This window comes from Gluconobacter sp. DsW_058, from assembly GCF_002153615.1.
GTDB classification, from domain to species: Bacteria; Pseudomonadota; Alphaproteobacteria; order Acetobacterales; family Acetobacteraceae; genus Gluconobacter; species Gluconobacter cerinus.
Genome location: NZ_JOPH01000031.1, coordinates 19,522 through 31,125, shown reverse-complemented (window position 1 = coordinate 31,125; position 11,604 = coordinate 19,522). Strand labels below are relative to the sequence as shown.

The following is an 11,604-nucleotide window of genomic DNA, read 5'->3' as shown; positions in this document are numbered from 1 at the left end:
AAAGAACCGTCTATCAAATCGCCAAAAGCCAGAAATTACGGGCCAAGCACATCAATCAAGGGTTCTTCGATCCCCCCACCTGTTCGCCTGATGCAGTCTGAACCCGCGCATCTCCTCGACATCATGCACCGGCATGACGGATTTGCCGCCATCATCTGCTTTATCGGACAAGGGCAGGAAATTCATGACGGTGAAGGCGGAATGGCCTGCTGGGGAGACGCTTTGGCGAGCCGGCCTGAATGGCAGATCCACGCATCACCGGATGTCGTCAGCTCCACTTCTAGCCTCACCACCCTGCCTCCGTCCTTGCCAGTTCAGAAAGAGCCCTCTCTGCACCTCGCAGTGCCGGTTCGCTCCCTTCGGGACACTGCAACACCCAAATGGGTCAATGCCGTACTGGAGGGAAATGTCTCTCTCGCGCGCAATATTGCTGAGAACGCCAGTCTTCCATTCCGCCTGACGCGAAGTCTTCCGGAGCTACGCAAAGCTCTGCGAGAACGAAGCCGACTGACCTATCGCTGCGGTCTGATTACCAGCTCTCAAGCCAAACGATTGCGTGCGGAGGGCCTCGGTGCAGAACTGGCTCACATGGACTCCAATGCGGTCGCTCAATGGTTTTTGAACCGCTGGGTTCCAGACAAAGACGTCCGGGCTTCCGATGCACTGGAAACCGTCGCCACTCAATTTGCCATTCAGGGTCTGGAATTGGATTTTGTCGGCCTTTGCTGGGATGGAGATCTCATCCGTACTGGGTATCCACAACGTTGGCAGCCCCGGCGCTTTAGCGGGACCACATGGCAGACCGTTAAATCCTCGGAAAAAGCCCTCTGGTCCCTCAATACCTATCGCGTGCTGCTGACCCGCGCGCGCTATGAGACCATCATCTGGGTGCCGGAAGGTAATCCTGATGATCCGACACGCTGCCCGGAAACACTGAATGGCATTGCTGACTTCCTACTAGCGTGTGGCATTGAACCCTTAAAAGGTGCGGAAACTCTTCAAACAGTCGACAGATGCCTTCTGGATGTATGAAGGAATAATCAGGCGACCCGCGTCTCCCAAACGTGACTGCCTTTAGCGCACAAGATCGGCCATATCTGAGTAACGTCATTCACGCTGCTCAGATGAAAGAGGCACAGCCATGCCCGGCATTTCCGCCCCTCAGACAACCGAAGCTCTGGTTATTCATGAAAAGGGTGATCTGCGTTTAGAGACTGTTACCGTCCCTCCCCTCAAGGTCGGTCAGGCGCTGGTGCGCCCAGCCTGGGGTGGGATCTGCGGGTCGGACATGCATTATTTTCTGCATGGCGGCGTTGGCGCATCCGTGCTGCGCGAGCCCATGATTCTTGGCCATGAGGTTTCCGGAGTTGTGGAAGCTGTCAGCCCGGACGAGACGCGCTTCAGGATCGGGGAAGCTGTCGCCATCCATCCTGCTCGCCCCTGTGGACATTGCCCTGAATGCGAGCGTGGCTTGAAACATCTATGCCGGAACATGCGCTTTTTTGGCAGTGCCGCGTTTCTTCCCCATACGAACGGCGGTTTCCGGCGGGATATGGTTGTCGAAACATCCCAGCTTTATCCCCTGCCGTCAGGGCTGGACGTGAAACGCGCCAGCCTTGCCGAGCCATTCTCAGTCGCTCTCCATGCCATCACGCGCGCCGGCACTGTCGCAGGCAAACGCATCCTGGTTCAGGGGGCGGGTCCCATTGGCGCCCTGATTGTCGCAGGCCTCAAGGTCGCGGGAGCTTCAGAGATCGTCGCAACCGATCTTCAGGACTTTGCGCTTGATGTTGCTCGCAAACTGGGCGCGACCACGACCGTCAACACCGGCCGTGACAGTCATGATGAAGAGTACGAAATCGTCTTTGAGGCCACCGGAGTCATACCTGCCCTCCCGACTGCAATCGCTCGTACACAGAAAGGCGGCATTCTTGTACAGGTCGGGATTTTCCCACCGGGCGACGTTCCCGCTCCCTTAGGGCAGATTATTGCGCGCGAAATCGATTACCGAGGGACATTCCGCTTCGATGAAGAGTTCGCAGAAGCGCTGAAGATCCTTGCGGATAATCCATGGATTGCCGACGGTCTCATCACCCACAGCTTTCCACTGGCTCAGTTCAAAGACGCTTTTGACGCGTCTTTGAACCGGAAAAGCTCATCCAAAGTTCTTCTGGAACTCTAAAAATCAGTCATCTTCATCTTCAAAGCCTGGGTCGCGCTCATTGCGATGGACCCAGGCCGACATCAGAAGCCCAAAGCCAAACATCATCGTCAGCATGGCGGAACCGCCATAGGAAATCAGCGGGAGCGGCACGCCACCAACCGGAATAGCACCCATCACCATCGACAAATTGACGGCACAATACAGGAAGAAATCCATAGCAATGCCGAGCCCAAGCAACCGCCCAAACTGATTGCGGCTCCGCATGGCAATGAGCATTCCTCCCAGTGTGAGAGTGGTCAGCAATCCAATGACTGCGATGCCCCCTGCAAAACCCCATTCTTCGCCGATCATGGTGAAAATGAAGTCTGTCTGTTTTTCCGGAAGAAAGTTCAGCTGCCCCTGGCTGCCATGCAGATATCCTTCCCCCCACATTCCGCCCGAGCCAAGCGCAATCTTGGACTGAATGATGTTGTAGCCGGCCCCCAGAGGATCATGCTCCGGATGCAGGAAGGTATCGATCCGGGCCTTCTGATAGTCATGCAAATGGCCGTAAATGAATTTCCCAAGGAACGGAATTGGCGCCACGAGAAGAACGATTTGCCATAGCCGCATGCCTGCAGCGAAAAACAGCGTTGCACCAATAACGCCAATAATCGTCGCAGTCCCAAGATTGGGCTCCTTGAGCACCAGCACGACCGGCAGAAGCGTCAAGATGGCAGGCATTATCAGACGCAGCGGGTTCCCCATCCGCTCGTTACCAATCCGGTGAAACCACGTAGCAAGCATCAGGATCAGGCCAATTTTGGCGAACTCTGAAGGCTGGAACTGCATTCCTGCCAGATTGATCCAGCGTTCGGCCCCCTTACCCACATGCCCCATTCGCAGCACGAGCCCGAGCAGCAGAATGGACAACAAATAGACGGGAACGGCCATGATGCGCAGAATGCGTGGGCTGACTAGCGCCACTGCAATCATCATGACCAATCCAAAACCGAACCGAACCATTTGCGGCCCAGCGAAAGGTTTGGCTGATCCGCCACCGGCCGAATACAACGCCACATACCCAACACCCGCCAGCAAACAGACCAGCAGCACATAGAGCCAGTTGACCTGAAGCAGCCGGGCCATAGGGCGGAAATCAGGCTCAGCACGCAGAAGCCGTTTATCAGATTTCAGAAAGCCAAATGTATTCATGACACCGCCCCTCACCCTTGCTCCGGTTCTGCCTGCGCCACAGTCTGCCCGGGAGGTCTGGATTGATTGGATGGATCACGAAGCAAAGTGTCTGTCATGATCTGCTTGGCCAGCGGAGCGGCTTCATCTGCGCCTGCATTGCCGTGTTCCACCACGACCGAGACTGCATATCGGGGGTCATCATATGGGGCGAAACAAATGAACAGCGCATGAGGACGATACTCCCACGGCAAGCTCATGGAATTAAAATGTCCTGACTCACGCAAAGCCCGGGACACGCGCCGCACCTGAGCTGACCCGGTTTTCCCCGCCATCTGGACATCAGGCAGATCCAAACGGGCTTTCGGGGCCGTACCACGCTGCTCATTCACGACTGCGAACATACCTGCGCGGACAACATTCAAATGTTCCTGCGGGATATCCACTGCCGGAGCGGCGTCCAAAGAAGCCAGTCCGGAAATCTGGTCATTCGTTGCGCGGATCAGATGCGGTTGGACATTGCGACCTGAAGCAATCCGGGACACGTAAGTTGCAAGCGCCAAGGGCGTGACCTGCACAAAGCCCTGACCAATACCCGCATTCACCGTATCACCGCCATTCCAGTGAAAGCCGTGCTGCTGCCGCCATTCCGGCGTCGGGATAACACCTGCACGGACATGCGGCAGCTCAATATCGAGTTTCACACCCAGCCCCATGGCGTTCCCGACGGCCTTGATCGGGTCCATGCCACAGCGGCGGGCTACTTCGTAAAAATAAACGTCACAGGAAAATTTGAGGGCTTCACGCATGTTGATCATGCCGTGCCCCCATTTGTTCCAGCAGTGGAACCGCACGCCACCCATGTCGAAATAGCCGGGGCAATTGAAGCGGTCCTGCGGTGTCACAGCACCAGCCTTCAAAGCACCCATCGCCACTGCGGGCTTGAAGGTGGATCCAGGCGGATACAGCCCGGAAACAGCCTTGTCTACGAGTGGCGTCCGCGGGTCATTCGCCCACTCATTCCACTGGGCATGGCTGACACCGGAATCAAAAAGGGAAGGATCAAAAGACGGCGTACTGACCATCGCCAGCACTTCACCGTTCCGGCAGTCCATGACCACGGAGCTGGCGACGCGATCACCCAGCCGCTCTAAAACCTTTGACTGGAGGCCGACATCCAGAGTCAGGCGAACATCCTCTCCCTGCTGGCCTTCCACACGGTCAATCTCGCCAATCACACGCCCCAGCGCGTTGACTTCCATTTCAACAGACCCCGGATCTCCACGAAGAACCGATTCCTGCGTCTGCTCTATGCCAGCCCGCCCCACGCGCATTCCTGGCAGGGACAACGTCGCGTCCTTGGCCACATCGTCTTCATTCGGCGGAGCGACATAACCGACAATATGCGCCGTCAGATCCTGAAATGGATAAAGCCGGGTGGACCCGACATCGACGAGAACACCCGGCAATGAAGGCGCATTCAGCTCAATCCGCGCCATGTCATCCCATGACAGGAACTCATGGAGCGTGACCGGAACATATTTATGAACGTGCTTCAGATCACGCTCAATGCGTGCCCGATCATGTTCATCAAGCGGCACAATCTGTGCAAACCGTTCGATGACAGAGGCGATATCTGTCGTTTCTTCCGGCATCAGGAGCGCGCGCCAACTGACCTTGTTATCAGCGAGGGCCACACCAAAGCGGTCATGGACGGTTCCACGCGCGGGGGCCAGCAGACGCTTGCTTGTGCGATTACGCTCTGCAAGCTGGCGGAGATGGTCGCCCTCAACGGTCTGAATATTATAAAGCCGTCGCCCCAAAGCCCCCAGAACACCTGCCTGAACCGCCATCACCACAAGCGCACGGCGCGTGAACACGCCACGCCCCGAGCGAACAGGCGCATCCTGGCTTCGTGAGCGCAGCAGGGTCCGAAAAGGGCGTTTTCTGGAAAACATCAGGTCAGGCGTTCAAGTCCGGAAAAGAAAGCGGCGATTTGCGCGGAGAGCGCGAAAATGCGCCGTCAGGCCTGATCGGGATTGGCAAACGTGCGGCGGCCCCAGACAAACAGCGCGGTAAGACTGGGATAGATACCGATTGTTAGCGCAGCCTGAAAGAGGCCTGGTGCGGGCAATAATAGCGCAAATGCATGCAGACAGACGAGAGCCCACTGAAAAAAGGATGCCAGCGCCGCCAGAAAGCTGAAAATCAGCCAGCAGGCTACGAATCCCAAGCGGGACAACCCATAGCGCCAGTGATGGGCCACTCCGTAAATCACGAGCAGTGACAGAAGGATGGCACCCGGCGGACCAAAACTGAACAGTTCCAGAACGAGTCCGCACACAAAGACTGCCAAGGCCGGCATGGAACGTGGGCGACTAAAGGCCCAGAACCAGACTGTACACATGGCGATGCCAAACTGAAGCTCTGCCTGCCCGGGAATTCCAAACGGTGCAGACAGCAGAACCGCCACCAGAATGATAAACAGCGACGGCATGGCCGCACGAACAAACATGTCCAGCCGTCGGCGGAGCGTCTGTTTCGGCTCAACAGCAGAATGTAAATGGGGGGTGGAGTTTTCGGCAACCATCCGATTATTGCCCTCCCTTCCCCAAAGGTTCAGACATTCCCGGCAATTTGGGAAACGACAATCCGCCCGGCAACGCAGGTTCTGAAGGAGGACGCCGGATCTTGACGCGCCCTGGCGCATCAGGGGCCTGGCCGCCGTCGTCACCGTAGTCAAAGACGCGCACGATATCCAGACGGCGCAAGTCAGCGTCCGGCATTACAACCGGCCGGTTGGGAGCGAGGTAATGAACCGTTCCAATCGGAAGGCCTGAAGGCATTGCGCTCTGCCCGCGCGTCTCCACACGTTCCCCCTCAATGGGATGGTGGTCCTGCGGGTAATAGATCAGTCGCGGCGTGTCTGTGTCATCCCCGGCCATAATGGCATCTCCATGAGATGCCGCCAGCGTGACAGGAATTCGGCTGGCATCATCATTGATGAGCAGAACACGAACCGTGTGAGGTCCAACCTCTGTGACACGCCCTAACAGCCCAGACGAATCCAACGCCACATCGCCCATATGAACCTGATGCCCGCTGCCAACATCCAACAGAACAGCGCGTGAGTAAGGCCCACCATCATCACGCGTAACGCGGCCGGTCACATACTGGGGGATACTTTCCGGAATCCAGTGAAGGCTATTCTTCAAGCGACCATTTTCGGCGGCCAGAGCCACAGCCACATCATACCAGTGGCGCAGAGCACGGTTCTCATCTCGTAGACGGGAATTCTCCCGTGCAAGATCCGTCGCACCCCGTAGATCCACAAGCCAGTCCCGCAGTTTGGTCTGGGGCAGAACAAGCGCCTGATAAGCAGGCGCCAGAATATCGGTGGCCTGCAGACGTGCCCCATCCACTACTGGCCGCCGAACCAGCCCAAGCAGGACGAGTGCCACTGCGAAGAGGATCAGGATCGGCAGAGTTGCTCGTGCGAACACCTGCCGAGTGTGGATGGAGAACACTGAACTGTGTCCTGGTTCAGTACATGCTGCTCAGAACACTGCGCAGACGGCGCATTTCTTCGAGCGCACGCCCCGTTCCCAGCGCCACGCACGACAGCGCATTCTCAGCCACGGTCACAGGAAGCCCCGTGTAGAGACGCAGAACCTCATCGAGGCGGTACAGGAGCGCACCACCGCCGGAGAGGACAATGCCCTTGTCCACGATATCAGCAGCCAGTTCAGGTGGCGTATTTTCCAGTGCTGTGGTCACGGCATCCACGATCTGCATGACCGGCTCTGCCAGACTTTCGGCAATCTGGGCCTGGCTGACCATCACTTCACGCGGCACGCCGTTGATCAGGTCTCTGCCTTTGATTTCCGTGATGGGGCCATCCGGATTGGATGGATCATCCGGCATCATGGCGGCGCCAAGCTCGATCTTGATACGCTCGGCAGAGCTTTCGCCGACGAGAAGATTATAGGTCTTCCGGATGTAGGAGATGATGGCCTCGTCCATCTTGTCTCCACCAACACGGGCAGAACGGGCATAGACGATGCCACCGAGCGAGATCACGGCCACTTCCGTCGTCCCGCCACCAATATCCACGATCATGCTGCCAGACGGTTCAGTGACCGGGAGGCCTGCACCGATTGCGGCTGCCATTGGCTCTTCGATCAGCATGACCTTGCGGGCACCCGCGCTCTCGGCACTTTCCTGAATGGCCCGACGTTCAACAGCCGTCGCGCCGGAAGGAACGCAGATGATGATCTGCGGACTCGCGAAAGCCCTACGATTATGCACTTTACGAATGAAGTGCTTGATCATCTCTTCCGCGACTTCGAAGTCCGCAATGACGCCGTCCCGCAGTGGACGGATGGCGGTGATGTTGCCAGGCGTACGCCCGACCATCTGCTTGGCTTCGTTACCAACAGCCAGAACCTGCTTTTTGCCGCGCACTTCAGCGATGGCAACCACAGACGGCTCATCGAGCACGATGCCGCGGCCTTTAACGTAAACGAGCGTGTTGGCAGTGCCGAGGTCGATCGCCATGTCAGCAGACATGAGACCCAGCAGACGAGAAAACATCCAAAACTCCTGGCGCGGCTCTGTGCGGCAGACAGATTATATATCGTAAAGTGGGGCGGGCTCCCCGCGGGTGGACTTAACGATGCAAAGGCCGTTCAGCAAGGGTAACAGTTCGGATAATGTCATTCATGACGAACAACTTTTCATCACACGACATCAGGACATGGAAAAAAATCTTTCCGCGCCTCAATCCTGCCACCCTTCAGTCACGTTCTCCACGTTACCACTACATGGTCTTATCCGACATTCCTTTCTGAAAGATGACTGGAGTTCGGAGAAACCAAACAGAACAGGACATAAAAACATGAACATCACCAAGACTCCTCGCCTGATCGCCGTCCTGACTCTTTGTGGCGCTGCCCTTGCTGGTTGCGGCAGCCCGTACGACAGTGGCGCCCGCGCAGGCTCTGGCGCACTTGTAGGCGCAGGCGCCGGTGCAGCTATTGGTGCACTTGCTGGCGGTGGACGTGGCGCGGCTATCGGCGCACTTGCAGGTGGTGGTACAGGCGCTGCTGTTGGTGCGGCGACTACGCCAAGCCAGCGTTCACGGAACGGTTACTGAGCCTGGCACCGGACTTGGCGACCATGAACTCTAAGGATTTGTGACATGAGGTCCGTTATCGACCGCTCTGCTGTTCGGGGCGTGGCCCTGATTGGAGCTTTTGCGACCGTTCTTTCCCTCGGCGGTTGCCAGGGAAATTATGACCCAGGATCCCGCGCGCTCGGCGGTGGCCTCCTGGGTGGTGGTGCAGGCGCAGCCATCGGCGCACTTGCTGGCGGTGGTCGCGGTGCAGCGATTGGTGCACTTGCCGGTGGCGCCCTCGGCGCGACGACCGGTGCTGTTACCGCCCCTAATCGCCCGAGCTACCAGCAGGGTGGGTACCAGAATGGTTACCCCCAGCAGGGTGGATACCCTCAAGGGTATCAGCAGCAGAACGGTCAGTACCCGACCTATCCGCAGCAGCAACAGCAGTATCAGTGCCCACCAAACACGAACTGCCAGAACCCGTACCCTCAGCAGCAGGGCTATAACAACGGCGGCTACCCTCAGCAGAGCAATTACGGCTACTGAGTTTCACGGTTTCCGGATGTTAGATCATCCGGAAACCAATAACGGCGAGAAGAATACCCAGAACCCACCGCTGGGTGTCTTCGTGCAATTTGCCCGCACATAACGTTCCCAAAATAATTCCCGGAATGGACCCCATCAGCAACGCGAGAAGCACGGCACTATCAACCGCCCCTTCCAGCCAATGACCTCCCCCTGCAATCAGGGTTAATGGCACTGCGTGCGCGATATCCGTTGCAACGAGCGTTCGTGTTGTCAGACGCGGATACAGCATCGTCAGAGCAGCCATGCCGACAGCCCCAGCGCCCACTGACGACAGCGTCACCAGCGTTCCCAACAAAATACCAAGCAAAACGGTCAAAACGGTTTCAGCCGTATTGCTCAGAGGCTTACGCCCTTCAGCCCATGTTCTGAGCCTCGGCTTCAGCAAAATTGCCGGTGCCGTCAGAAGCAGAGCTACGCCAAGAACAACTTGAATCAGACGCGACGCAGCGTCCGACATACCCGCATGGTGCAGGAAAATCAGGCACAAGAGACCTGCGGGGAGACTCCCCGCCATTTGCCAGCCAACAATCTTCCAGTTCACAACGCCCATATGGCGGTTGAGGCCGGTGCCAACAATTTTCGTAACGGCTGCGTAAAGCAGGTCTGTTCCGACAGCTGACTGAGGCTTTGCCCCAAACAGCAGGATCAGCAGCGGCGTCATGAGGGACCCTCCCCCCACTCCGGTCATGCCCACCAGAAAGCCTACAAAAAGACCCGACGCCGTATAAAGCCACGAATGCGGCATAGCTGCCCCTTCCAAATTCAGAAGGAGACAATATCAATCGTGTTATTTTTGTCTAGATCACCAATAAACTATATTAATTAGTTTATTGGTGATCTCTCATGGGTCGTTCGAAACTTAGAGTGCTTCAGGTTCGGTCCGCTCACGCTTGGTGAGCAGCTTATTCAGGGCATGAATATAAGCACGAACAGCAGACACAACCGTATCGGCATCAGCACCTTGACCGTCTACGAGCTTACCATTTTCCTGCAAGCGGACCGTCGTGCGGGCCTGAGCGTCCGTTCCTTCCGTGACGTTTGCCACAGAGAACAGCGCCAGTTCTGCTGAATGAGGGAATGCCTCACCGATGGCACGGAATGCCGCGTCAACCGGGCCATTTCCACTGACAGCCGCATACTGGATGGCGCCATCAACGCTGATTTCCAGCTTGACCTGAGACTTCTGCTTGGTGCCGGACGCAACTTCCAGAGAAATCAGATGAACGCGCTCGTGGTCGCGGCTCTCATCATCGACCAGTGCGCAGATATCGTCATCGAACACGACCTTCTTGCTGTCAGCCAGATCCTTGAACCGGGCAAAAGCAGCGTTCAGAGCCTCGTCTTCCAGCGGCGGGTAGCCAAGCTGAGCCAGCTTGTCGCGGAATGCCGCACGGCCGGAATGCTTGCCCATCACCAGCGAGCTCTTGTTCCAGCCCACGCTTTCCGGCGTCATGATTTCATAGGTGGCAGCGTTCTTCAGAACACCATCCTGATGGATGCCGCTTTCATGTGCGAAGGCGTTCCGGCCAACGATGGCCTTGTTCGGCTGCACGTCGAAGCCCGTGATCGTCGCCAGCATCCGGGACATGCCCAGCAGCTTCGGCGTCTCAATGCCTGTCACCTTGCCGTACTGGTCATGACGCGTCCGCAGCGCCATGACGATTTCTTCCAAAGCAGCATTACCAGCACGCTCACCGATGCCATTGATCGTGCATTCGATCTGACGGGCACCGCCTTCGACAGCGGCCAGCGTATTCGCGACACCCAAGCCCAGATCATTGTGGTTATGGGTGGAGAAAATCACCTGATCCGCACCCGGCACACGTTCACGCAGCATATCAAAAATGCGTCGCATTTCTTCCGGCGTTGCAAAGCCTACGGTGTCAGGAATGTTGATGGTGTTCGCACCATTCTTGATAGCAACTTCGACACAACGGCACAGGAAGTCAGGGTCCGTACGGGAACCGTCTTCAGCAGACCATTCCACGTCATCCGTGTACTGGCGTGCCTTCTGATTGCCAGACGCAATGATGTCCAGAACCGTTTCTGGCTCCATCCGCAGCTTGTACTTCATGTGCAGCGGAGACGTAGAAATGAAGTTATGAATTCGGGAGCGTTCAGCGCCCTTCAGGGCTTCACCGCAGGATTCAATGTCCCGCTTCCCACCACTACGGGCCAGACCGCAGATCACGGAACCACGGACTTCATCCGCAATGCTGCGCACGCTTTCGAAGTCGTCCTTGGATGCGACTGGGAAGCCTGCCTCAATAACGTCCACGCCCAGAGCGCTCAACGCATGAGCCATGCGGAGCTTCTCTTCGAGGTTCATGGAGAAACCGGGGGACTGTTCACCGTCACGCAGCGTCGTATCAAAAATGATAACGCGGTCGTCGGAAATTGTACCGAAGGACGGGTGTTGGAAAGTCATGTCTTGATCATCTCGCTGGTCAGGAAATTTTCTGGTCTGTCATCCCCTGAACGCAACGGAACGCTGCCCGCCTTGATGTGGCGTTCAGGGGCCGATAAGTCGAAGCGAGAGGATCGAAAGAAATGTCATGGG

General features: G+C 57.0%; 11 protein-coding genes. 4 read left to right on the top strand and 7 right to left on the bottom strand.

The genetic code is table 11. The features are described 5' to 3' along the window. Together HK24_RS06040 and HK24_RS06035 are read left to right on the top strand one after the other, a co-directional pair. Positions 1 to 1,032: DNA/RNA helicase domain-containing protein (locus tag HK24_RS06040; RefSeq protein ID WP_233126138.1), on the top strand; the 1,032-nt coding region annotated here is incomplete at its 5' end. Between the two features lie 109 nt (positions 1,033 to 1,141). After that, on the top strand, positions 1,142 to 2,182 hold the full coding sequence (locus HK24_RS06035; RefSeq protein ID WP_086633719.1) for an L-idonate 5-dehydrogenase: 1,041 nt from the start codon (positions 1,142 to 1,144) through the stop codon (positions 2,180 to 2,182). Positions 2,183 to 2,185: 3 nt separating this feature from the next. Here HK24_RS06035 and rodA read toward each other — a convergent pair whose 3' ends face one another. The 5 genes from rodA to HK24_RS06010 all read right to left on the bottom strand — a co-directional run bounded on the left by rodA (position 2,186) and on the right by HK24_RS06010 (position 7,930). Next, positions 2,186 to 3,358: a rod shape-determining protein RodA gene (rodA, locus tag HK24_RS06030; protein ID WP_064273947.1), complete on the bottom strand. Its 1,173-nt coding sequence runs from the start codon at positions 3,356 to 3,358 to the stop codon at positions 2,186 to 2,188. An 11-nt stretch (positions 3,359 to 3,369) separates the two neighbouring features. Beyond that, complete coding sequence (mrdA, locus tag HK24_RS06025) at positions 3,370 to 5,295, bottom strand: penicillin-binding protein 2 (protein ID WP_086633718.1); 1,926 nt, start codon at positions 5,293 to 5,295, stop codon at positions 3,370 to 3,372. A 65-nt stretch (positions 5,296 to 5,360) separates the two neighbouring features. After that, on the bottom strand, positions 5,361 to 5,927 hold the full coding sequence (locus HK24_RS06020; protein WP_086633717.1) for a hypothetical protein: 567 nt from the start codon (positions 5,925 to 5,927) through the stop codon (positions 5,361 to 5,363). A gap of 4 nt (positions 5,928 to 5,931) precedes the next feature. Continuing rightward, positions 5,932 to 6,864: a rod shape-determining protein MreC gene (gene mreC, locus HK24_RS06015; RefSeq protein ID WP_086633716.1), complete on the bottom strand. Its 933-nt coding sequence runs from the start codon at positions 6,862 to 6,864 to the stop codon at positions 5,932 to 5,934. Positions 6,865 to 6,880: 16 nt separating this feature from the next. Beyond that, on the bottom strand, positions 6,881 to 7,930 hold the full coding sequence (locus HK24_RS06010) for a rod shape-determining protein (protein WP_007283695.1): 1,050 nt from the start codon (positions 7,928 to 7,930) through the stop codon (positions 6,881 to 6,883). 304 nt (positions 7,931 to 8,234) lie between these two features. Here HK24_RS06010 and HK24_RS06005 point away from each other — a divergent pair, with 304 nt between their 5' ends. Together HK24_RS06005 and HK24_RS06000 are read left to right on the top strand one after the other, a co-directional pair. Continuing rightward, the gene (locus HK24_RS06005; protein WP_046899876.1) at positions 8,235 to 8,492 is read left to right on the top strand and encodes a hypothetical protein; all 258 of its coding nucleotides are present in this window, start codon (positions 8,235 to 8,237) and stop codon (positions 8,490 to 8,492) included. A 45-nt stretch (positions 8,493 to 8,537) separates the two neighbouring features. Next, on the top strand, positions 8,538 to 9,002 hold the full coding sequence (locus HK24_RS06000) for a hypothetical protein (protein WP_046899735.1): 465 nt from the start codon (positions 8,538 to 8,540) through the stop codon (positions 9,000 to 9,002). Between the two features lie 19 nt (positions 9,003 to 9,021). Here the strand turns inward: HK24_RS06000 and HK24_RS05995 are convergent, their stop codons facing one another. Together HK24_RS05995 and HK24_RS05990 are read right to left on the bottom strand one after the other, a co-directional pair. After that, positions 9,022 to 9,789, bottom strand: a complete 768-nt coding sequence (locus HK24_RS05995; protein WP_086633715.1) for a sulfite exporter TauE/SafE family protein — start codon at positions 9,787 to 9,789, stop codon at positions 9,022 to 9,024. A gap of 114 nt (positions 9,790 to 9,903) precedes the next feature. Further along, complete coding sequence (locus HK24_RS05990; protein WP_046899736.1) at positions 9,904 to 11,472, bottom strand: 2-isopropylmalate synthase; 1,569 nt, start codon at positions 11,470 to 11,472, stop codon at positions 9,904 to 9,906. Between the last annotated feature and the right edge of the window lie 132 nt (positions 11,473 to 11,604).

Coding starts and splice junctions, on each gene's coding strand:
- HK24_RS05990 (WP_046899736.1), bottom strand. CDS start 11,472: ATGACTTTCCAACACCCGTCCTTCGGTACAATTTCCGACGACCGCGTT.
- HK24_RS06010 (WP_007283695.1), bottom strand. CDS start 7,930: ATGTTTTCTCGTCTGCTGGGTCTCATGTCTGCTGACATGGCGATCGAC.
- HK24_RS06000 (WP_046899735.1), top strand. CDS start 8,538: ATGAGGTCCGTTATCGACCGCTCTGCTGTTCGGGGCGTGGCCCTGATT.
- mrdA (WP_086633718.1), bottom strand. CDS start 5,295: ATGTTTTCCAGAAAACGCCCTTTTCGGACCCTGCTGCGCTCACGAAGC.
- HK24_RS06020 (WP_086633717.1), bottom strand. CDS start 5,927: ATGGTTGCCGAAAACTCCACCCCCCATTTACATTCTGCTGTTGAGCCG.
- rodA (WP_064273947.1), bottom strand. CDS start 3,358: ATGAATACATTTGGCTTTCTGAAATCTGATAAACGGCTTCTGCGTGCT.
- HK24_RS06005 (WP_046899876.1), top strand. CDS start 8,235: ATGAACATCACCAAGACTCCTCGCCTGATCGCCGTCCTGACTCTTTGT.
- HK24_RS05995 (WP_086633715.1), bottom strand. CDS start 9,789: ATGCCGCATTCGTGGCTTTATACGGCGTCGGGTCTTTTTGTAGGCTTT.
- HK24_RS06035 (WP_086633719.1), top strand. CDS start 1,142: ATGCCCGGCATTTCCGCCCCTCAGACAACCGAAGCTCTGGTTATTCAT.